The following is a 22,052-nucleotide window of genomic DNA, read 5'->3' as shown; positions in this document are numbered from 1 at the left end:
GCGCGGCGGGCGGTAACGCTCCACTCCGTAGCCATCTACACAATCAAGGCGGAGCGCCACGGCGCCTGCCGCGCCGACGGCTCTGTGAGGGGCCGGCTACGAGATACCCGGATGGTTCGCGCCAGTCCGGCTTCGGGTGCAGGGAACGAAATACATAGTTTCGTATCTTTAACGACGTTTTTATTTACATCATAAACGGGCGATGCGCTTCCTGCTCCTCATCCTCATGAGCCCCGCAATGGTCTGGCTTCTCAGCCCTGCTGCCGCGCAGCTGACAAGTGGAATCTCCGCGCCTGAAATCAGGGAGGGCGCGCATTCGATCGGTTACCGGGCCGCTTATGACCCGGACAGGTCGGGACTCGCGCAGCGCATCCATGCTGAACGCGCGCTGACCGGGAGCGTCGCCGTGAGGGGCGTGATCCAGGCACGCAAGACAGAGGCCCGCGCGGTTGATCTCGACTATGTTCAGGGAGAGTTGCGCTGGCAAATCACCCCGGACGGGGCGCGGTGGGCATCCGGTCTTCGGCTGGACGCGCGCTTCCGGGATGGCGGTCGCCCGGGCCAGGTCGCGCTACACTGGCTGAATCAGGCGCAGTTGACCGACACAGTGCGGTCCCGGTTTTCGATCATTGCAAGCATCCAGACCGGATCAGGTCGCGAATCTGGAACCTTCCTGCAAACACGGGGGGAACTCAGCCAGCGGCTGGAGGACGGAGTCGATATCGGCGCCGAAGTTTACAACACTTATGGCCCCGCAAACGATCTCTTGCCCGTGTCACAACAGAGCCATCTGGCAGGCCCCTTTGTCTCGCTTCCCCTGAATCAGTCCCTGACTTTGCGGACCAGCGCCCTGATTGGACTGACCGCCGGATCGACTGACGCAACATTTCGCGTTTTCCTGACCCAACGGTTTTAACCTCACAGAAGTCCCTCGCATCTGACGGATCATTACGGTAAACGTGATTTTAATGCAGACAAAGGACGGGTAAGTCCGCGATGGATCGCGAAACAAAATTGGCCGTCGCAGGTGCGGCTATCGCAAGACGGGAACAGAAGCGTCAAGAAAATGGCGGGTCTGGCGGCAAAACCGAGAAGGGGAATCTCATGCGCGCAATCTTCGGAATCTTCCCGCTGCTGGTTATCCCGGTAGCGCTCTATAATCTTCTGGCCATCGGTTTTGGCGGTTCAGTCGAAATGGCAAACGAATTCGGCGAGATCATTCGCGCGGATTCCGCGCCGATCCTGTCATTGTTGAACGACCGTTTTCTCGGTCTGCCGATGATTTCCGGCGTCGACTGGATCCTCACCAAAGGGGATGCGATCCTCTTGCTGGCCGTGGTCTTCCTGTTTCTGGAAATCCTGAAGTCGACCTCGACAGGCACGTCCACGATCATCAATCACGCAGTCTCGATGATCCTGTTCATCGTCTGCCTGATCCAGTTCCTGCTCTTGCCAAACTTTGCGACATCGACCTTCTTCATCCTGATGTCGATGACCTTGCTGGACGTTCTGGCAGGTGTTGTCGTCACGATCGTTTCTGCTCGCCGCGATTTTGGCGTCGGGGAAATGTAGACCGGTCCTGCCGGTTACAAATAAGGGCCTGCCAGCCGGCGGGCCCTTTTTCGTTTGAGCTGGAGAGGAAGTCAGTCTTTTCCGTAAAGGTCTGACAATTGTTTCTGAATCGCGGCCATCTGGGCCTGCATGTTGGAAAGCGCCTCCGCCTGGTATTCCATCATCGGATTCATGGAAGGTGTGCCATTCCGGGACTGCGCATTCTTCAGCGTCGGCATGAAGAGTTTCATCGCCTCTTCGAACATCGACATGTTGCGCTTGGCCTGTTGCTCGAACATGCTCATGGGGTTGGCAGCCTTGCGCCACTCCTTCTGGGCTTCGGCAAAACTGTTCATGGACATTTCCAGATACGAGGGCAGGAAAGTCTGGGCCCCGCCGCCATAAAAGCCGATCAACTGGCGCAAGAAGTTCAGTGGCAGCGCGCCTTCGCCCTTTGTTTCGTTCTCGAAAATAATCTGCGTCAGAACCTGACGGGTCAGGTCAGCCCCAGATTTTGCATCCCGCACCTCAAAGTCACGCCCTTCCCGGACGAGTTCAGAAAGGTGGTCAAGCGTCACGTAGGACGATGTCGACGTGTCGTAGAGACGACGGTTTGCATACTTCTTGATAATGATCAGATCGTCTGATCCATTTCCCTTGGCCATGTCCTGCCCTCTGCTTCTCCGACTTGCGAAGCAATTATTGTGCTATGCAACAAGTCTGACACAAATTTGCCCTGCGACCAATGTGCTATTGCTATCGATGCAACAGAATGGCTAGCTGATTGCCGTCAAACAAAACGGGAGGAAACACGTTATGACTAGAGTTGCTCTGGTCACAGGAGGCACGCGCGGTATTGGGCGGGCAATCAGTGAAACACTAAAAAACAAGGGCTATAAGGTTGCGGCCAATTTCGCCGGCAACCAGCAGGCCGCCGACGAATGCGCCAAAGAGCTCGGGATCAATTGCTACAAGTTCGACGTTGCAGATTATGATGCCGTTACGGAAGGTCTGGCGCAGATCGAAAAAGAGCTCGGTCCTGTTGACGTCGTGGTCAACAATGCCGGTGTTACCCGCGACGCACCGTTCCACAAGATGACGCGCGAGCAATGGCAGCAAGTGATCGATATCGATCTGACATCAGCGTTCAATGTAACGCGTCAGGTCTGGGAGGGCATGCGTGAGCGCGGCTGGGGCCGGGTCATCAACATCTCTTCCATCAATGGACAGAAAGGCCAGTTTGGTCAGGCGAACTATTCCGCCGCAAAGGCCGGCCTGATCGGCCTCAGCAAGGCACTGGCCCAGGAAGGCGCAAAGAAAGGCATCACCGTCAACACGGTCTGCCCAGGCTATATCGACACCGAGATGGTGCAGGCTGTTCCGGAAAAAGTCCTTGAGGGAATCATTGCGACGATCCCTGTCGGCCGCCTTGGCAAGGCCGAAGAGATCGCCTCAATGTGCGCCTATCTCGCCAGCGACGAAGCTGCCTTCATCACCGGCGCCACCATGACGGTGAACGGGGCGCAATACATCGCCACCTAGAGGCTCAATGTAATCTTGCCGAAATGCTGCTGGCTGGCCTGATGGGCAAAGGCGGCAGCAATTTCGGAAAGTGGGAAATCCTTGTCCAGCACGGGCTTGATGCCGTTGGCCTCGATGGCGGCAATCATGTCTTCCTGATGCCGGCGGGATCCGACCGTTATCCCCGACAGCGTGATGTTCAGAGAGAACAGAGCCGCTGTCGGGACTTCCCCGGACACACCCGTCAGCACACCGATAAGGGAAATATGGCCCCCTGGACGCGACGCTGTAATGGACTGGGCCAATGTGCCTGGCCCGCCAATCTCGACAACCTCGTCCACGCCTCGCCCTCCGGTCAGGGCTTTGGCTGCCTTTCCCCAGTCAGGCGTGTCCTTGTAATTGATCACATGATCTGCGCCCAGTTCTTTCACGCGCTGAAGCTTTTCATCAGAGGATGATGTGGAGATCACGCGGCACCCAGCCGCCTTGGCAAATTGGAGGGCGAAAATGGATACGCCGCCCGTGCCCTGGGTCAGCACCCAGTCACCCGGCTTGACCTTGGCCTCAACCATCAAGGCGCGCCATGCCGTCAAGGCCGCGCAGGGAAGCGTTGCCGCCTCTTGATACGAGTATCCCTCAGGCATGCGCGTGAAGGACGTCTCTGGCGCGGCAACGAGTTCCGCGCCGAAGCCATCAGCGCCATCTCCCGGAACACTGGCGAACCCTGCCGCTTCGATTTCGCCGGCCTGCCAGTTGGGGAAGAACAGCGACACAACCTTGTCGCCTGGCTTGAATTTGGTGACACCCTCGCCAACTGCGACGACCTCACCCGCTCCATCCGACATGGGAATTCGTCCGTCATCTGTAGGGATGCCGCCCATGACCACCACGAAGTCGTGATAGTTCAGGCTGCTCGCATAAATACGAACGAGTATTTCCCCGACGGCCGGTTTGGGATCCGCGCGGTCTTCTATGATCAGGTTTCCCGGCCCGCCGGGCTTCTTGACGGCAGCAACTTTCATGGTGGTCTCCTCCTGTGTTTCCCACAGGGGAGCTATGGCTCCGCTAGGGAAGTCAAGCGACAGGCGAAAACTAGGTGGCGCTCAATTGCAGCCGCGCTTCCCTCAGCGCCTTTCTTCTCACTTTTCCCGCATCATCGCGTACGGGTTCAGGCACAAACTCGAAACTCTTTGGAATCTTGTAGCGCACCAGGTGATCGGCGAGATGAGCATTCATCTCTTCGGCGTCTACTGAGCCTTCGGGTCGATCGATGATTGCATGCAGCCGGGCGCCCATATCATCATCCGGCAAGCCGATCACGGCAGACGACCGCACTCCGGGAAACGCATCAATCGCCGCTTCCACTTCGGCGGGGTAGATGTTCGCGCCGCCAGACAGGATCATGTCGGAAAGCCTGTCCGTCAGGTAGAGATATCCCTCTTCATCCATCCACCCGAGATCGCCCAGACTTTCCCAGCCGCCTTCGATGGATTTGGCTTCCGCGCCGATGTAGCGATATGTCGTGCCCTGGCCCGTCAGGGGCCTGAGGAAGACTTCCCCGACCTCGCCGGATGGAAGCGTCTCGCCCGCCTCCCCGACAATCTTGATTTCGCATGCCTCAACAGGCCGGCCTACAGAGCCTTTGTGCGTCAGCCATTCATCCCCGCGGATCATGGTCGTTCCCTGCCCTTCAGTGCCGGCATAAAGCTCCCAGATCACTTCCGCGCCGAGCCACTCAATGAAGCATTCCTTCAGCCAGGCCGGGCAGGGTGCGGCCAGATGCCAGAGCGTCTGCAAGCTCGACAGATCGTAACCTGTCCGTACATCTTCAGGCAGCGCCCAGATGCGGCGCATCATAGTCGGCACCATATAGACGATATTGATCTTCAGGCGTTCCAAAGTCGTGAGAGTCTGCTCGGCATCGAAGCGCGTCGTGATGGCCACGGTACAACCGCGGAAGAGCGCAATCATGGCCCAGACGAACGGTCCGTTATGATAGAGCGGCCCCGGCACCAGCATGGCGCCCTGTTGCGGAATTTCCAGATATGGCAGATCAGTATCCCAGGCCGCCGGTTGAGCAGAGACGATCAGCTTTGGCCGTCCGGTAGACCCCCCACTTGTCATCGCTTTCAAGGAAGCCGCTGTCAGCTCCGGTAGGGGCTCTGCGGACAAATGTTCTCCAGGTACAAATCCCTGAGGTACAGAGACTATCTGTTCAAATGCGCCGGTTTCGGCTCCAACGACCAGCGACGGCTTGCCCAGATCAATAATCTGGTCCCGTTCGGATTTCGGCAATTTGGCAGATATGGGTTGAGGTGTGGCCCCCAACTTCCAGACGGCAAAGCATGCTTCGAAGAATTCTATGCCATTCGGCAGTGCGATGGTAACAAAATCATCTGGTTGTACGCCTAGCTCGGAATAGGCCCGAGCGAGGCGGTTGGTACGCTCTTCAAACTCACCCCAGGTGATGGCCCGTCCTTCATGATCGATTGCAACCCGATCAGCCTGTCTTGCTGCCCAGTATGAAATGATGCGCGACATGGATTGGACTGGCATAGTGTTTCCTCGCTACGTTTTTATATGTTGGCTCGCCTGAGCAATCGCTGAAACCCCTCCCAGAATTCCTGTCGGCGGGTATCAGTCTCCATCAGGATTTCATGCATGGCACCTTCAATAACCCCATGTTCGCAATCAGGCAGCCGCGCGCAAATCTTTTCGTGTGCGGCATTGTCGACCAATTGCTCTTCCTCGGCAGATGCCACAAAGACGGGAATGGCGACCTGTTTGAGAGCCTTCGGTTTACTGAACGTATCAACAATGCTGAGTGAAGCACCAAGCCAGCCCCATGTCACCGGGCCCAGCTCCAAATCAGGCTGCGCATCAATTAGCGCGCGCTGCATTTGCCAACGCTGCTTGTCATGCGTGACGATATTTGTCTCAAACGTCTCTGGCGGACCGGGTTGGATGGCATAGTCCCCCGCGCGCCCCGTCGCGCGCATGGCCCAGACGAGATAGCGCATCCCGAAGAAGCGAGACTTCAGGCCCCACATTGGCGCACAAAATGCCGCAGCGTCCACTTTTACGAGACCTTGCGAGATGGCGGCCAATGCGATGGCGCCTCCCATGGAATGTGCGAGAGATACATGCGGACGTGGCAGGCGGTCCTGGAGTTGGTCCAACCCATTGGCCAGCGCGCCCATAAAGGTTTCGAACCGATCAATATGGCCCTTCTTTGTATCATCCAGAAGGCGTTCCGAAAGGCCCTGCCCAGGCCAATCAAGAATCACGACGGCAAACCCCATGGTCTGCAGCTCTCGTCCGACCTCAAAGTATTTCTCGATGAACTCCGTCCGGCCCGGACACACTATCGCAGTGCCACGCGGACCAGATTTTGAAAGCGCAGGGGCCACGCAGGCGCGAAGATTGCGGCCTTCGCTCCCCTTGAACCAGAGTATTTCCGCCCCGTCGGGTGGCGGGTTGCCCGGGATCAGCACAAAGGAGCTGTCCAGTGTGTGGGGACGCGTCGTCATATCGGACCTTCAAAAGAAAGAAGCCGCCCAAGGTTTCCCCGGACGGCTTCAGAGATCAAGTTCAATTCAGCGAAATTAGCTGAACTTCTTCATCAGGTTCTGCAGCTGCATGGCAACAGACATGTCGCCTTCAACCTTCAACTTGCCCTGCATGAAGGCCATCGTCGGGTCCATGGCGCCTTCGGAAATCTTCTTGAAGTCGTCCCAGTCGACCTTGATGGTCGCGTCGGCATCGGAATCGGAATTGTCAGCCTTGCCAGCAACGCCGTCGATGAAAAGCTTGCCTGCATCACCGAAGTCAAATTTCACCTTCTTCGTGAAGTCGCCACCGGCTTCGACGGCCGAATCTGCTTTCGCTGTGAGTTCTGCGAGATCCATTGAATTCCTCCTTGAATGGACTTTGGGCGATAAAGCCGTTCCTTCTATCAGAATGCAAGCCCACAGAGGCCAGATTACCTTGATTTAGTTCAGTTGGGTGGCAGCTTACTCAAATCGCTCAGGTTTTTAAAAGCGTGTTGACCTCGCGTAGCGGAAGCGTGGAAATTGGGCGCCATGAGCTGGCAGAAATCGATCGAAGAATTGCGTCGCCGAGAGCGATTGGCGGAAAAAATGGGCGGCGAGGAGCCGGTGTCCCGGCAGAAAGGCCGCGGAAAGCTGACGGTTAGAGAGCGCGTCGCCTTCCTGGCAGACCCCGGAAGCTTCCATGAAATCGGCAAGATCGCAGGCAAGGCAACCTATGGTGCCGACGACGAATTGGACGGTTTCCTGCCCTCGAACTCAGTTATGGGCCGGGCTCGGTTGAATAGCAGATCGACAGTGATTCTGGCAGACGATTTCACTGTTCGGGGCGGCGCAGCCGATGCTTCGATCTGGCAGAAAATGGTTCAAGCCATCAAGATGGCGGCCGAGTACCGCCTGCCGCTCGTTCAGATGATTGACGGCACTGGGGGCGGCGGTTCGGTCAAGATGCTGGAGAAAGACCCGCGCACCTACATTCCGGAGACACCGGGCTGGAATGAGATTACCCACGGCCTGACACAAGTGCCCTTCGTATCATTGGCCCTTGGCCCCTGCGCGGGCATGGGCGCGGGGCGAGTAGCCGCCAGCCATTTCTCTGTCATGGTCAAAGAGCTGAGCCAGGTTTTCGTGGCCGGTCCGCCTGTCGCCATCGCGCTTGGCGAAGATGTCACCAAGGAAGAACTGGGCGGCTGGAAAATTCAGGGCCAGAATGGCACAGTCGACAATGTCGTGGATACCGAAGCGGACGCATTCGAAACGGCTCGTCGTTTCCTGTCTTACCTTCCATCATCGGTGCACGAACTTCCGGAGCGAGTCGTGGGTGGTGACTCGCCAGTGCGACGGGAGGAGAGCCTGCTCTCTATTGTGCCAACAGACGGTAAGACGCCGTACAAGCCGCGGAAGATTGTTGAAGCAAGTGTAGATACGGGTAGCTTTTTCGAGATCGGACATGATTGGGGCCGGGGTATCGTGTGCGGGTTCGCCCGTCTGGATGGGTATCCTGTCGGAATCCTGGCAGGTGATCCCTTCTTCCTGGACGGCGCATGGACCGCAGATGTCTGCGACAAGGTCACTCGCCACATGGATCTCTGCTCGCAATTCCATTTGCCGGTCGTCCACTTTGTCGACTGTCCCGGCTTTGCGGTTGGCGTGAAGGCTGAGACCGCCGGTGTGACCCGTGCGGGCGTGCGCGCCATGACGGCGATCTATCAGGCCGATGTGCCGGTCTGTTCTGTCGTGATCCGCAAAGCCTATGGCCTGGCTGGGTCCGCCATGATGAATCAGAGCCGGACCAAATGGCGCTATTGCTGGCCGAGTGGGGACTGGGGCAGCCTGCCCATGGCCGGCGGCATCGAGGCCGCCTTCCGCAAGGAACTGGCCGAGGCCGAGGATCCGGAGGCACTGAAGGCCCAGCTCTACAAGAAATTCGATGCGATCCGGTCTCCCTTTAGGACAGCAGAATCCTTCTATGCCGAGGAAATCATCGACCCGCGGGACACCCGTCCTCTCCTCGTGGATTTCATCCACCACGCCTGGCGCACACTGGAGCCGGGCGAACGGAGAACAGGTTTCCGGCCATGATCATCCGCCCGAATTCCAACGTGATCTTGCCATTTTGTAGGTTTCATGTGGAAGTCATAGTGGATGTGGAGGGAACAGATGAACATCAAAATTCCAGCAATTGCGACCGCTGCCGTCTTGCTCGCGGCATGTGGCGGTCCTGGCAACGAGTCGGCTGAGCGCGCGATGATGAACGCCCCCCCGGCCCCATCTCCGATGATGGAGCAGGACGTGGCAATGGACGGTTCGTTTTCCAAATCAGGAGGTGGCGGCGGGCCGACCGAGGAGGCCGCGCAACAATATATCGCCTATTCGCACTCACTCGGATTGCGGCTGCCAGTGAAGTCCATCGAGCCAGTCATGCAGGGCCATGTTGCCGCCTGTAACCAAGCTGGCCCCTCGGTGTGTATCGTGACGAATTCCTGGTTCAACACCTATTCGGATGATGAAGCCTCCGCATCGCTCCAACTTCGGGCAACGCCGGATTGGATCGAGACATTCCTGGAGGGCGTCGACGCCGAAGCCGAGCAAGCCAATGGCGACGTTACCAATCGCCAGACGACGGCCGAGGACCTTACCGTTTCGATCATCGACACCGATGCCCGCCTGAACGCTCAGCAAACCCTTCAAAAGCGTTTGGAGGAGTTGCTCGCCAACCGGGACGGCGAACTGGGAGACCTATTGGCCACGGAGCGGGAACTTGCCCGGGTCAACGGTGAGATCGACTCGCTAAAATCATCGCTCAAGACTTTGATGCTCCGGGTTCAGATGAGCCAATTGAGCGTGAACTACGAGACCAAGCGCAATCCGGTCTCGCAAGGCGCACTCTCACCGATCGGAAGTGCGTTCGGAGATTTCTTCTATAACCTCTCCAGTGCGCTGGCCGCCGTGATCACCGCCTTTGCGATCGGCCTGCCATGGCTGATCTTGATCGGAGCCTTCCTCTGGATCTGGCTGAAGCTGATCTGGCCACGCATCCGTCGCAAGAAACCCCAATAATGTGAATGGCCCCCGGAGCGATCCGGGGGCCATTCATCATCAGGCTTTCTCAGCCACTTTTGCCTTCTTGCCCTTGGGCTTGGCATCACCAAGCAACAGGTGGGCTATCTCTTTCGGCACAATCATCAACATCTCGCTGGTGGACGTTTCCCAATTCTCGAGAATGTCTTTCGCGCGAAGGGACTTGGTGCGCTTGAAGTGCTCCTCGATCAGCGCCCTGGCTTCTGCAATGTGCTCTGCCTGCATGTCTGAGAGGGGATACCAATCAATCGAATCCGGGTTCGCCACCCGTTCGAACTGGCTTTCCGGATCCCAGATATAGGCTGTACCGCCGGTCATGCCCGCGCCGAAATTGTCACCGACCGGTCCGAGAATGACAGCCCGCCCGCCCGTCATGTACTCACAGCCATTCGCGCCGCACCCTTCAATCACCGTCACAGCGCCGGAGTTACGAACCGCGAAGCGCACGCCCGCCGTACCCGCCGCGAACAACTTGCCCGCGGTTGCGCCGTACAAACACGTATTGCCGATGATAGCGTCACCCGCCCGATGACGCTCTTTCGGCCGTGGCGATACGACAATCGAAGCGCCCGACAGGCCTTTACCTACATAATCATTGGCATCGCCGATGACTTCCAGCAGAAGACCCTGCACCGAGAACGCACCTAGCGATTGCCCTGCGGACCCTTCCAGCCGGATATGCAGGCGGCCCTCTGGCAGTGCCTGCATGCCGAACTTGCGCGTGATCGCAGAACTCGACCGTGCACCGATCGCGCGCATCGTGTTACGCACACCATATTCCAACTGCATCTTCTCGCCGCGCTCGAAGAACGGCTCGGCATCACGTAGAATCTGGGCGTCTAGGGTATCTGGAACCTCTTCACGACGGTCAGGCTGATAAATGACCGGATTTTCGGTATCGACCTGGACTAGCAGCGGGTTCAGGTCGAGATCATCGAGATGTGTCGACCCACGGCTTACCTGAGCGAGCAAGTCCGTGCGCCCGATTGCTTCGTCGAGCGACTTCAGGCCGAGTGAAGCAAGAATTTCCCGGACGTCCTCGGCTATGAAGCTCATCAGGTTCACGACCTTTTCCGGCGATCCGGTAAAGTGAGCACGTAGCGCCTCGTCCTGAACACAGACCCCCACAGGGCAGGTGTTCGAGTGGCACTGGCGCACCATGATACAGCCCATAGCCACGAGCGAGGCTGTGCCGATTCCGTACTCTTCCGCACCCAGCATAGCAGCGATCACAATATCGCGGCCCGTACGAAGGCCTCCATCGGTGCGGAGGGTGACCTTGTTGCGCAGATTGTTCAACGACAGGATCTGGTGCGCTTCGGCAAGACCGAGTTCCCACGGCAGACCCGCATATTTGATGGAAGTCTGTGGGCTCGCGCCCGTTCCTCCCACGCCGCCTGCAATCAGTATGACGTCTGCCTTCGCCTTCGCCACACCAGCGGCAACCGTTCCGACCCCGGACTGGGCAACAAGCTTCACGCAAACCCGTGCCTCCGGATTAATCTGCTTCAAGTCATAGATCAGCTGGGCAAGATCTTCGATCGAATAGATGTCATGGTGTGGCGGTGGTGAGATCAGCATCACACCCGGCGTTGCATGGCGCAGCTTGGCAATGAATTCTGTCACCTTGAAGCCGGGCAACTGACCGCCCTCGCCGGGCTTTGCACCCTGAGCGATCTTGATCTCAATCTCTCGACACTGGTTCAGATATTCCGCAGTCACACCAAAGCGGCCAGAGGCCACCTGCTTGACGGCAGAGTTCATATTGTCGCCATTCGGCAGCGGGCGAAACCGGGCGCGATCTTCGCCGCCTTCGCCCGATACCGATTTTGCACCGATCCGGTTCATGGCCACGTTCAGCGTGCCATGAGCTTCAGGGCTCAACGCGCCGAGCGACATGCCGGGCGTAATGAAGCGCTTACGGATCTCATTGATCGACTGAACGACGGATACTGGAACGGGGTCCCCAGCCGGCTTGAAATCGAGCAAGTCACGCAATTGTATCGGATCGCGCGAATGCACTGCTTCGACATATTTGCGATAGATAGAGTAATCGCCGCGATCACATGCCGCTTGCAATGTGTGGATCAGATTTCCGTCAAGCGCATGTGGTTCTTCGGACGCTCTCAAGCGGTAGAACCCGCCTACCGGCAGAGATACGACATCCTCGTCGAAGGCGGCCTCATGGCGAACAAGCGAGTTTTCTTCGAGGCCAGCGAGACCAAGGCCAGAAATGCGGCTGTTCATGCCGGGGAAATAATCCGCGACAAGCGCGCGCGAGAGTCCCAACGCTTCGAAATTGTACCCACCCCGATAGGAAGAAATTACAGAAATTCCCATCTTTGAGATGATCTTCAACAAGCCGGCTTCGACCGCTTTTTTGAAATTCAACACACACTCATTGAGCGGCATCTCTCCGAAAAGCCCTCGGGCTTGCCGGTCCGCAATGATGTCTTGCGCCAGGTACGCATTCACGCACGTCGCACCGACACCGATGAGTACGGCAAAATAGTGCGTGTCGAGGCATTCGGACGACCGAACCGTGATGGAACAGAACGTACGCAAACCTTGCGCCACAAGGTGCGAGTGAACCGCACCAGTGGCCAGGATCATCGGAATCGCAATCTTGTCCGCAGACTGATACTGATCGGTCAGAATTATGTGCTCGCGGCCTTCGCGTACTGCATCTTCCGCCTCCTGACGGATTCTACTCAGCGCGTTCTTGAGCGCAACTCCATCACCTGCCGCATCTGCTTCATTGAATGTACAGTCAATCTCAGCAGTGCCAACACCCAGTCGATCGATCAGGCGGTCATACATCCCATTGGTCAGGAACGGGCTTTCCAGCACGAATACTTCCTGCTGGGACTTGTCGGTATCGAGAACGTTTCCAAGGTTTTTGAACCGAGTCTTGAGACTCATTACGCGCTCTTCACGCAACGGGTCGACCGGCGGGTTTGTGACCTGACTGAAATTCTGGCGGAAGAAATGGCTCATGGGGCGGTACGAGAAGGACAAGACAGCCGTCGCGGTGTCGTCGCCCATCGATCCAATGGCCTCCTTGCCACCTTCGGCCATCGGAGAAAGGATCAATTCGAGTGTCTCAAGTGTATAACCCGCGGCTGTCTGACGACGCAGCAGATCTTCCTTGTTGAACATGAGAGGCTCAGGCCCCGGGCCGATTTCCGGCTCCAGTTCGGTCACGGCCTGCAACCACTCTTCATATGGCGCCTTGCCGGCGAGCAGGTCAATTAGCTCGCGATGCTCATAAAACTTTCCGGTCTTCAAATCAGCCGCGATCATGCCGCCAGCCTGGATCAGGCCGCGCTTGGTGACTTCATGATCGCCCAGCGGGCACATACCCGCCTCAGACCCAACCGCAAGAATACCGTCTGTCGTCAGAGCATAACGAAGCGGCCGCAAACCGTTTCGGTCAAGCCCAGCTATGGCCCAACGGCCATCATAGGCCGCGACTCCGGCCGGTCCGTCCCAAGGCTCCATCACGGAGTTGCAATAATCGTAGAGCGCCTGGTGAGCAGTCGGCATGACCGAATCCCGCTTCGACCAGGCTTCCGGGATCAACATGGCCTTGGCCATTGGTGCCGAACGGCCTGACTTGCAAAGAATCTCGAACACGGAATCAAGGGCGCCAGAGTCGGACGTACCATCCGGGATCACCGGCTTTACATCATCAACATGCTCGCCAAAGGCTTCGGATACCATGCGGATTTCGTGGCTCTTCATCCAGTTCTTGTTGCCACGCACCGTATTGATCTCGCCATTGTGCGCGATCATACGGAAAGGCTGAGCCAGCGACCATTGCGGGAACGTGTTGGTCGAATACCGCTGGTGATATATTGCGAATGCAGAGACGAAACGCTCGTCCTTCAGGTCCAGATAGAAATTGTCGATGTCCTGCGCCAGGAACATGCCCTTGTAGATCAGGGATGAATGGCTGAGTGAACATACATAGAAGGATGGAATCGCGGCCTCACGTGCACGACGCTCGATCCGCCGGCGACAGATATAGAGCGCACGTTCAAGCTCTTCCGGGCTGCGCCCTATACCATCGCGAAACATGATCTGCTCAATCGCCGGGCGCGTATCCTTGGCCTTCTGACCTATCACGGTCACATCCACGGGGGGCTGGCGCCAGCCATAGATGTAGAACCCGAAATGCAGAACCTCGGTTTCAACCAATGTCCGCGCAGCTTCCTGAGCCGCAAAATCCGTGCGTGGCAGGAATATCTGACCCACACAGATTGGGTCGTCCGTCGGATTGTGGCCTGTGCGAGTGACATGCTCACGGAAGAAATCCTGTGGCACTTCTACGCGAATACCCGCGCCATCTCCGGTCTTGCCATCCGCATCGACAGCGCCTCGGTGCCAGACATTCTTCAATGCCTCGATCCCCATCTCCACGATTTCGCGACGCGGCTTGCCATCGAGCGCTGCGACAAGGCCAACACCACAAGCATCATGCTCATATTCGGGGTCATAGGCGTGGCCGTCCATCAGCTTCTGACGGTTGGCCTCATACTGTTTTACATAATCTGACATCTGACTACTCCGCCGCTACTTTAGAAGCGCGCTCTTGTGCTCTCATCGCCTTGTGCATGGCTTCTGCTGCGTCCCGGCCATCCTTGATGGCCCAGACAACGAGCGAAGCGCCGCGAACGATATCCCCTGCCGCATAAACGCCGGGCAGGCTGGTTTCCATTGTTGCATAATCGACCCGAACCGCGCCCCAACGGTTTACGGTCAAGGTTTCTTCGCCAAACAATTCCGGCAGGTCTTCCGGGTCAAAGCCGAGCGCCTTGATGACCATGTCGGCCTTGATGTCGAATGTTTCCCCGGTCTTGACCGGAGACTGACGACCGGAGGCATCGGGCTCGCCCAGTTTCATCCGGCTCGCGCGAACAGCTTTAAGTTTGCCGGCTTTCGTATCGAGAATGGCATCGGGCGAAGCCAGCCATTCAAAGGTCACACCCTCTTCCTCGGCATTCGTCACTTCGCGCTGACTGCCCGGCATATTCGCGCGGTCACGGCGATACACACAAGATACGCTCTTGGCGCCCTGACGGATCGCCGTTCGCACGCAATCCATCGCAGTGTCGCCGCCACCGATCACAACCACGCGCTTTCCGTCTGCGTTCAAAGTCCCGTCATCATAGGCCGGCACGTCATCGCCAAAATTCTTGCGGTTGGAAGCGGTCAGGTATTCCAGCGCAGGGAATACGCCTTTGGCCCCGCTGCCCGGACATTTCAGATCCTTTGCTGCGTAGACACCTGTCGCGATGAGGATCGTGTCGTGCTGATCTCGCAGCGTTGAGAGAGACACCGTCTCGCCGACCCGCGTATTGAACTCAAACCGGATTCCGGAATCTTCCAAGCGTTTGATACGGCGCTCAACCACATCCTTCTCGAGCTTGAAGCCAGGGATTCCGTAGACCAACAGGCCACCCCCCCGGTCATAAGCATCGTAAACCGTGACTTGATAGCCCTTTCGGCGGAGCTGTTCAGCGGCAGCAAGGCCCGCAGGGCCCGCGCCAATAATGCCTGCAGATTGGGCGCGTTCACGTGGGGGCGTGATCGGCTTCACCCATCCCTGATCCCACGCATTGTCAGTGATATACTTTTCAATAGATCCGATCGTGACTGTGCCGTGGCCCGACTGTTCGATGGTGCAGATACCCTCACACAGACGATCCTGCGGACAGATGCGGCCGCAAATCTCAGGCATGTTATTGGTCGCCGACGAGACCTGATATGCTTCTTCGAGCCGGTCTTCGGCGGCGAGCTTCAACCAATCAGGAATGTTGTTGGAAAGGGGGCAGCCCTGTTGGCAGAATGGAACGCCGCACTGCGAACACCGCGCGGCTTGCTCACCAGCCTTGTCCCTGCTGAACTCAGAATAGATTTCGTTGAAATCGTCTTTTCGGTCCGAGGCATCCCGCTTTGACGGCATGCTCCGCTCGACTTTGATGAATTTCAGCATTTTTTCTGCCATTTCGGCGCTCCCGGTATTAGAAGTGTGGGCTTAGAACTTTCCCTCCAAGCTCGCAAGCGCATTCGATCATTCACAACTCACAATGATATTTATAAACTGCACTCGGCCGCCCGTTTTGCCGCCTGTGCGGCTCAATACGGAAAAACAACATCATATTGATCTTTATACGAGTGGTGGCTTTTTTGGTAAATTCCCATAGTTGGGAATTGCGTTGAAACTGTAAGGCTCGCCTGATGTCCCTATTACAGCTCGCCATTATCGCCCTGCTGCAGGGCACGACAGAATGGCTTCCCGTGTCCTCTTCCGGCCATGTACTGCTCGCCGCAGGATTCTTCGAAGCTAGCCCCGGCGACGAGTTATTGATCAATGCCGTGTCAAATCTCGGCACCTTGTTGGCGATGCTGATCTATTTCCGAAAGGACGTGACCAGCGCCATTGCAGGAGGATTTGAACTGGTCGCTGCACCAGTATCAAAATCGCCACTGTCAAAAGGGGCTCGCCTTGCAGCCGCCGTGATTGTTGCAACGCCGGTCGCCGTTCTGGTCGCATTCGCCTACGAAAAATTCCTGCCCGAAAGCATGCTGGAAAGCATGCGCAGCATCTATGTCGTCGCCGCCACAACGATCATCTTCGGCGCCCTGCTCTGGTGGGCCGATGTGAAAGGTGCGCGCGATCGCAGGGAAGAAGACATGACGATGTGGCATGCTTTCCTGATCGGCGCGACCCAGGCAATCGCTGCAATCCTGCCAGGCACCAGCCGTTCCGGCATTACGATGACGGCCGCTCGTGCATTCGGGTATGACCGCACCGAGGCAGCGCGATTTTCAATGCTGATTGGCGCCCCAATCCTCGCCGCTGCCGGACTTTACGGAGCGATGGGATTGGTGACAGCCGATGCCACCGAAACCGTGCTGACCCTGAAGGATGGACTGATTGTGGCAAGCATCGCCTTCATCACGGGGCTGGCGTCCATCTGGTTCCTGATGTCGCTACTCAGCCGAATGAGCTTTCTGCCCTTCGTATTGTACCGCTTCGCACTTGGAGCCGTGCTGATATTGGGATCACCACTCGTCGGACTACTCTAGACTTAGGCCTCGGACGCCTTGTGAAACTCGCCATAGTCGCGGAACCGCCAGAGATAGGAAGGCACGATCGCTTCAACCGTTTCCAGCTCCGTGACGCCAAGATCCTTCAGCGTCAGCGCATCATCGGCGACCACATTGTCGGATTTAAGCATCTCGACCTGGTCTCCTGTGAGGGGCGGATCGCCGAGAAAGCCCCACGAGAATGGCGGAATATAGCGCCAGACAGCTGCTGTGAGATAACCCGCGGGCTTTGCGATGAAGAACGGCAACGGAATTTTGAACCGGCGCTTGTCAATCGTCTCGAGGATCACGTCATACAGTTCATTGAACGTGTAAATGCGGGGGCCGCCCAATTCGTAAGTCTTGCCTGCCGTGGCCGCATCATCCACCGCCACAGCAATCGCCTCGGCCACATCACCGGCATAGACCGGCTGGAAGCGAGTCGATCCACCGCCAATGGCCGGCAACAGGGGCAATACACTCATCAACGGGGACGTTGCCATCGCAGCAAAGCGGTTGAAGAACTCGTCTTCCGACGCAAACACAATGGATGGGCGTAGAATGGTCGCTGTAGAAATGGCGTCGCGAACAGCGGCTTCAGCTTCTGCCTTTGTGCGTGCATAGTCAGCCGAGGAATCGGCATCAGCGCCGATGGCTGAAACTTGGACAAACCGTGCAATGCCTTTTTCGGCGGCAACTTGCGCCAGCAATCCAGCCCCTTCGCTCTGAGCCGACTCAAACGTCTGAGCGCCTTTCTCAAACATGATGCCAACAAGATTCACGACAGCGTCGGCGCCTTCCAGCGCGCGCTCGATCGATTCTCGATTGCGGATATTGGCCTGAATAATATCGACCCAGCCTGGAGGCCCCGCAAGACGAACATCCCCGGCAGTGTTCACGTGCCGACAGGCAACGCGCACACGCCAGCCCTTCTTGACGAGTTCACGGGCGGCATACCGTCCAATGAACCCCGACCCGCCGAAAACAGTTACCAAGCCTTTGGTCATCTTCAGTCTCTCTCAAAGCGACCGCAGCCGCAATAATCCGGATGGCGCCTTTGACCATAGAGCCGTTCGCCTGTCTACCAAGGCACGGCGGGCGAAACAGCGCGGCATGGCAGAATATACAGGTATGCCATCAACCTGTGCAGCGCGGCGTCAGAGCGGTCAGGCCTTCACTGCCATTTCAGTCGCCATCCATCCCGCGAACGCATCCCGCTCCGCCGCGCTCATGTGCAGGCCCAGCTTGGAACGACGCCACAGAATGTCATCTGCGGTTCGGGCAAACTCTACTTCAACAAGGTAGCGCGCCTCAGTTTCGGTCAGGCTCGCACCAAACTTTCGGCCAAGATCGCCGTCCGTTTCGGCTTGCCCCAACAAACGCCGCGCGTCGGTGCCGTAAGCGCGTGCTAGACGCTGCAGAAGGTTAGCGCTCAGCTTGGGATAATCCTGTCGCAATCCTTCATAGAAACCGTCAAAATCCGCGCGAGGCATGTCTCCGCCGGGAAGGTCAGCGTCGCGTGTCCACTCACCACCTGCCTCCGGAAAAACCTTATCCAGTGTCTGAAGCGCGTCTTCAGCCAATTCCCGATAGGTCGTTATCTTGCCCCCAAACACTGACAGGACCGGCGCTCCGCCGTCATCATCCAGTTTCAGGACATAGTCGCGCGTCACTTTGGAGGCGTTGGCAGCGTGGTCATCATATAGTGGGCGCACACCGGAATAGGTCGCCACCACATCTGCTGGAGTGATGGCCCGCTTGTAATACTCGCTCGCGCCCTTGCAGAGATACTCGATCTCATCAGGCGTAATTTTCACCTCGTCGCGATTTGCTTCATACGGAACGTCCGTCGTGCCGATCAGTGTGAACGCGCCGCGCTCATAGGGAATCGCGAACATGATTCGGCCATCACCATTCTGGAAGAAGTAGGCGTAGTCGCCTTCGTGCCAGCGCGGCACGATGATATGGCTACCCTTTACAAGTCGTAGGTGGGTCTCGTTTTTCTTTCCATGGTCGAGCCCCAGAACATCGTCGACCCAGGCACCTGCCGCATTGACGACCGCCCTGAATGACCGGGTCTCGGATCCTTTCGGACTTTCCAGCACTGCATCCCAATGGTCACCACTGCGCACAAGCGACGTACAGCGGGTACGCGTCATGACTTCAGCACCATGCGATTTCGCATCGACGGCGTTCAGCACGACAAGCCGCGAATCCTCGACCCAGCAATCAGAATACTCGAAAGCAAGCCGGTATTCTTCCTTGAGCGAGTCAAGTCTGGCCGACGATTTGCGCCGAAGCGTTGTGGTTGCAGGCAACAATTTGCGTCCGCCAAGGTGATCATAGATGAACAGACCAAGTCGGATCAGCCAGGCTGGGCGAAGTTCATTGTGGTGCGGCAGGACGAACCGCATTGGCCAGATTATGTGCGGCGCTGCCTTAAGCAGGATTTCGCGCTCGATCAGGGCCTTGCGCACCAGGCCGAAATCATACTGCTCCAGATAACGCAGCCCGCCATGAATCAACTTCGTGCTGGCTGACGATGTATGCTGGGCAAGGTCATCTTTTTCGCAGAGCACCACATCCAGCCCACGACCAGCAGCGTCGCGCGCGATGCCGGTTCCGTTGATCCCGCCGCCGATCACCAGGATATCGTGCATGTCAGCCCTTCATCAGGCCTGCGGCCTTCAGCAGCTTGCCGGCACGAAGGACGCGCTGGAGCTTGTGTTCTGATGACCGGTCGCCCTTGTTCGAATCCGGGTGGAACCGGCGAACATATTCTGCATAGCGCGCGCGAATCTCCGCTGGCTTTGCATCGGTTTCGAGATCGAGTTCCTTCAAGGCGCGCTTCTGCAGCGTGTTCCGGTGGCCGGACGAGGCCGACTCGCCACTCGCAACATCATCAACATTGAAGAACTTGCTGCCTGCCCAGCGCCGCGGGTCCAACTTCTGAGGTCCCTTTTCGCCGCGCATCGGGCCGGTGCCAAATTTCCAGGTGCGCTTGTGACCATACCGCTCAGACCGGGCGAACGAAGCGGCCTCGGCCTGCGACATGCCTTCAAAGAAATCAAAGCTGCGATTGTACTCTGCTGCATGCGCCTGGCAGAAATAATGACGACCATTCCCCTGACGCTTGGGCGCAGGATGGGTCCCCTCAAGATCACATTGCTTGTGGTCGCAGACACGAGTCTTCTGCGCACGCGCACGGGAAGCCTCGTCTTTGGGAGGCTTGATGCGTATATCTTTGAACTTAACGCGATAGGAAAATGGGTCACCGTCAGACATGACCCGGCATAATAGGGAGTGCAGGTTAAAGATGCCACAGCCAAGTGACAGGTTATCGCGAATTCGTGAGCTTTTAACTGAAGCTTTTCACCCGGTAGAGCTGATTATTACCGATGACAGCCAGAAACATGCAGGTCATGCAGGCGCCGCGCCTGGTGGAGAGACGCATTACACCGTGCGAATCACGTCCTCGGCATTCGAAGGTCTGTCCCGCGTCCAAGCCCAACGCGCGATCATGTTGACGCTGCAGTCCGAATTTGATTCCGGCCTGCACGCACTCGCCCTACACGCGAAAGCGGCATGAATCTTGAAAAATCCGACTCCACGCGGAACCGAAATATGACTCGATCATTAATTTCGCAGCCGTCGAGGAGAACGGGTGATGGTACAGAAACTCATGACTGCCGCCGCAATAGGCGCAATGATTGCAGGTTCAGCGATTGCGGAGACACCTTCCGACAAGGTGAATCTCGGCATGATGCACTGGATTCGCGACACGGTTTGCACTCAGGATAGAGAGATAGTCTTCGTTCCGGTGTCCCATGACGTCCCAACGCTCAGCGGCGAGTGGGCTGTTATCGCCATGGACAATCCCGATCCAGACTCCGCCCACATCGTGACGCTCACCGAGAAGAACTGGCTGAAGGCCAATGGCTGCGACGAAGATCCGTCGCCGCAGATGCATATGGCCAGCCGAGAGCCGAAATCAGGCCGTCTCGGCCTCTGATATGTTCAGGCCAGTGACCTGGTTTCGCTGACGCCTGAGTATGTTGAAGCGATACCCGTGAAAGACAAAGCTCTGTCCAGGCTCGGGAATGGTCTGCGCCTCGTGAATGACCAAGCCTGCAACGGTTACGGCTTCTTCATCTGGCAAGTTCCAGCCTGTCGCCCTGTTCAGGTCCCGAATAGGTACCCATCCATCCACGTTGACTGATCCATTTGGCTGGGGACGCACACCCTGAACGGCCACATCATGCTCGTCATGGATATGACCGACGATCTCTTCCAGAATGTCTTCCAGCGTAATCAGCCCCTGAAGCTCGCCATACTCGTCAACAACCAACGCGAAGTGACTCCGTTTTTGAAGAAATGCGTCGAGTTGGTCCTGTACTGGTGTTGTCTCCGGCACAAACCACGGCTTGCGCAAGATCGAGTCGAGATCGAGCGCGCTCAGGTCGCCGCCAAGCGGCAGCGCCGCCCGCAACAGGTCCTTTGCGTGCAAAATGCCGACAATCTCCTCCTTCTCGCCCCGGTATAGCGGTAGGCGCGTATGCGGGCTGGCGAGCGCTTTGGTTACCAACTGCCGAGGCTCAGTATCCGCATTCAACATGCGAATGTTTTTCCGATGGATCATCACGTCTTCGACGGTCAGCTCCTTCAAATCGAGCGCCCCGACCAGTCGCAGACGATCTTCAGCTCCGACACCTCCTTCGGAGGCGTGTAGGTCAATCGCACCGCGAATTTCCTGTTCCGCCGTGACGAGTTCAGCAGGCGCACCAAGGCCGAGGATCTTCAATGTGATGGTGACGACAAATTGGATCAGTTTCACAATCCACGCCACAGCCCAAACCAGACCACTGATCGGCCGCGCTACGCTCATCGCCATAGTGTCGGGACGCGTGATCGCATAAGTTTTCGGCAGGACTTCGGCAAACACCAGTACCAGAATCGTCATCACGCCGGTCGCCAGCACCAGCGCGACACCGCCCGGTCCGAACAATGAGGTAAACAGCGACGTGGCAAGCACCGAGGCGAGGATGTTTACCAGGTTGTTGCCCAACAAGATCGCACCGATCAGATTTTCGCGATTACTGATCAGGCGATTCACTGTCTCGGCCCGCTTGTCACCATCCTTTTCAAGCTGGTGCATGCGCGCACGCGACGCGGCCGTCAGCGCCGTCTCAGACCCCGAAAAGAAGCCTGACATGCCGAGCAGCACGAAAATTGAGATGATGTAACCGGCAATCATGG

Annotated in this window: 19 protein-coding genes; 8 read left to right on the top strand and 11 right to left on the bottom strand. The window is 57.4% G+C overall.

Annotation, left to right across the window (positions count from 1 at the left end):
* Positions 1-238: 238 nt before the first annotated feature.
* Together B3527_RS14295 and B3527_RS14290 are read left to right on the top strand one after the other, a co-directional pair.
* Positions 239-916, top strand: coding sequence for a hypothetical protein (locus tag B3527_RS14295; RefSeq protein WP_290480309.1), 678 nt, complete (start codon positions 239-241; stop codon positions 914-916).
* Between the two features lie 188 nt (positions 917-1,104).
* On the top strand, positions 1,105-1,572 hold the full coding sequence (locus B3527_RS14290) for a hypothetical protein (protein ID WP_034813016.1): 468 nt from the start codon (positions 1,105-1,107) through the stop codon (positions 1,570-1,572).
* Positions 1,573-1,643: 71 nt separating this feature from the next.
* On the opposite strand, the gene phaR is transcribed toward B3527_RS14290, so the two are convergent.
* Positions 1,644-2,216 carry a polyhydroxyalkanoate synthesis repressor PhaR gene (gene phaR, locus B3527_RS14285; RefSeq protein ID WP_206991777.1) on the bottom strand — a complete coding sequence of 191 codons (573 nt, stop codon included), beginning with the start codon at positions 2,214-2,216 and terminating at the stop codon, positions 1,644-1,646.
* A gap of 151 nt (positions 2,217-2,367) precedes the next feature.
* Here phaR and phbB point away from each other — a divergent pair, with 151 nt between their 5' ends.
* Entirely contained in the window at positions 2,368-3,093 is a 726-nt protein-coding gene (phbB, locus tag B3527_RS14280) for an acetoacetyl-CoA reductase (protein ID WP_034812987.1), read from the top strand.
* Here the strand turns inward: phbB and B3527_RS14275 are convergent.
* The 4 genes from B3527_RS14275 to B3527_RS14260 form a co-directional block, all read right to left on the bottom strand.
* Positions 3,090-4,094, bottom strand: a complete 1,005-nt coding sequence (locus tag B3527_RS14275) for a zinc-dependent alcohol dehydrogenase family protein (RefSeq protein WP_206991776.1) — start codon at positions 4,092-4,094, stop codon at positions 3,090-3,092. The genes phbB and B3527_RS14275 overlap by 4 nt on opposite strands.
* A 70-nt stretch (positions 4,095-4,164) precedes the next feature.
* A complete protein-coding gene (locus B3527_RS14270) occupies positions 4,165-5,628 on the bottom strand; it encodes an AMP-binding protein (RefSeq protein WP_290480308.1) in 1,464 nt (487 codons plus the stop codon).
* A 20-nt stretch (positions 5,629-5,648) separates the two neighbouring features.
* Positions 5,649-6,602, bottom strand: a complete 954-nt coding sequence (locus B3527_RS14265; RefSeq protein ID WP_290480307.1) for an alpha/beta fold hydrolase — start codon at positions 6,600-6,602, stop codon at positions 5,649-5,651.
* Between the two features lie 75 nt (positions 6,603-6,677).
* Complete coding sequence (locus tag B3527_RS14260; RefSeq protein ID WP_034812976.1) at positions 6,678-6,980, bottom strand: SCP2 sterol-binding domain-containing protein; 303 nt, start codon at positions 6,978-6,980, stop codon at positions 6,678-6,680.
* A 174-nt stretch (positions 6,981-7,154) separates the two neighbouring features.
* On the opposite strand from B3527_RS14260, the gene B3527_RS14255 reads away from it, so the two are divergent.
* Both B3527_RS14255 and B3527_RS14250 read left to right on the top strand, forming a co-directional pair.
* Positions 7,155-8,702, top strand: a complete 1,548-nt coding sequence (locus B3527_RS14255; RefSeq protein WP_290480306.1) for an acyl-CoA carboxylase subunit beta — start codon at positions 7,155-7,157, stop codon at positions 8,700-8,702.
* A gap of 78 nt (positions 8,703-8,780) precedes the next feature.
* Positions 8,781-9,680, top strand: a complete 900-nt coding sequence (locus B3527_RS14250) for a DUF4349 domain-containing protein (protein ID WP_290480305.1) — start codon at positions 8,781-8,783, stop codon at positions 9,678-9,680.
* 39 nt (positions 9,681-9,719) lie between these two features.
* On the opposite strand, the gene gltB is transcribed toward B3527_RS14250, so the two are convergent.
* Together gltB and B3527_RS14240 are read right to left on the bottom strand one after the other, a co-directional pair.
* A complete protein-coding gene (gltB, locus tag B3527_RS14245) occupies positions 9,720-14,261 on the bottom strand; it encodes a glutamate synthase large subunit (RefSeq protein ID WP_290480304.1) in 4,542 nt (1,513 codons plus the stop codon).
* A gap of 4 nt (positions 14,262-14,265) precedes the next feature.
* Positions 14,266-15,711, bottom strand: a complete 1,446-nt coding sequence (locus B3527_RS14240; RefSeq protein WP_206991770.1) for an NAD(P)-dependent oxidoreductase — start codon at positions 15,709-15,711, stop codon at positions 14,266-14,268.
* A 233-nt stretch (positions 15,712-15,944) separates the two neighbouring features.
* Here B3527_RS14240 and B3527_RS14235 point away from each other — a divergent pair, with 233 nt between their 5' ends.
* Complete coding sequence (locus tag B3527_RS14235; protein ID WP_290480303.1) at positions 15,945-16,796, top strand: undecaprenyl-diphosphate phosphatase; 852 nt, start codon at positions 15,945-15,947, stop codon at positions 16,794-16,796.
* A 2-nt stretch (positions 16,797-16,798) separates the two neighbouring features.
* On the opposite strand, the gene B3527_RS14230 is transcribed toward B3527_RS14235, so the two are convergent.
* From B3527_RS14230 to B3527_RS14220, 3 genes are all read right to left on the bottom strand, one after another.
* Positions 16,799-17,803 carry a complex I NDUFA9 subunit family protein gene (locus B3527_RS14230; RefSeq protein ID WP_290480302.1) on the bottom strand — a complete coding sequence of 335 codons (1,005 nt, stop codon included), beginning with the start codon at positions 17,801-17,803 and terminating at the stop codon, positions 16,799-16,801.
* A 159-nt stretch (positions 17,804-17,962) separates the two neighbouring features.
* Positions 17,963-19,456 (bottom strand): glycerol-3-phosphate dehydrogenase, encoded by a 1,494-nt coding sequence (locus B3527_RS14225; RefSeq protein ID WP_290480301.1) that lies wholly within the window; start codon positions 19,454-19,456, stop codon positions 17,963-17,965.
* 1 nt (position 19,457) lies between these two features.
* Entirely contained in the window at positions 19,458-20,081 is a 624-nt protein-coding gene (locus B3527_RS14220) for a DnaJ domain-containing protein (protein WP_034812959.1), read from the bottom strand.
* Positions 20,082-20,112: 31 nt separating this feature from the next.
* Between B3527_RS14220 and B3527_RS14215 the strand changes: the two genes are divergently transcribed.
* Positions 20,113-20,385 (top strand): BolA/IbaG family iron-sulfur metabolism protein, encoded by a 273-nt coding sequence (locus B3527_RS14215; protein ID WP_034812955.1) that lies wholly within the window; start codon positions 20,113-20,115, stop codon positions 20,383-20,385.
* A 78-nt stretch (positions 20,386-20,463) separates the two neighbouring features.
* On the top strand, positions 20,464-20,808 hold the full coding sequence (locus B3527_RS14210) for a hypothetical protein (protein WP_290480300.1): 345 nt from the start codon (positions 20,464-20,466) through the stop codon (positions 20,806-20,808).
* Here the strand turns inward: B3527_RS14210 and B3527_RS14205 are convergent.
* The gene (locus B3527_RS14205; protein WP_290480299.1) at positions 20,788-22,050 is read right to left on the bottom strand and encodes an HlyC/CorC family transporter; all 1,263 of its coding nucleotides are present in this window, start codon (positions 22,048-22,050) and stop codon (positions 20,788-20,790) included. The two genes, B3527_RS14210 and B3527_RS14205, sit on opposite strands and share 21 nt — an antisense overlap.
* Positions 22,051-22,052: the final 2 nt, after the last annotated feature.

The organism is Hyphomonas sp. UBA4505 (assembly GCF_002388685.1).
Lineage (GTDB): Bacteria > Pseudomonadota > Alphaproteobacteria > Caulobacterales > Hyphomonadaceae > Hyphomonas.
Note: the sequence above shows the minus strand (reverse complement) of the source record. Positions and strands in the feature narration are given on the sequence as shown.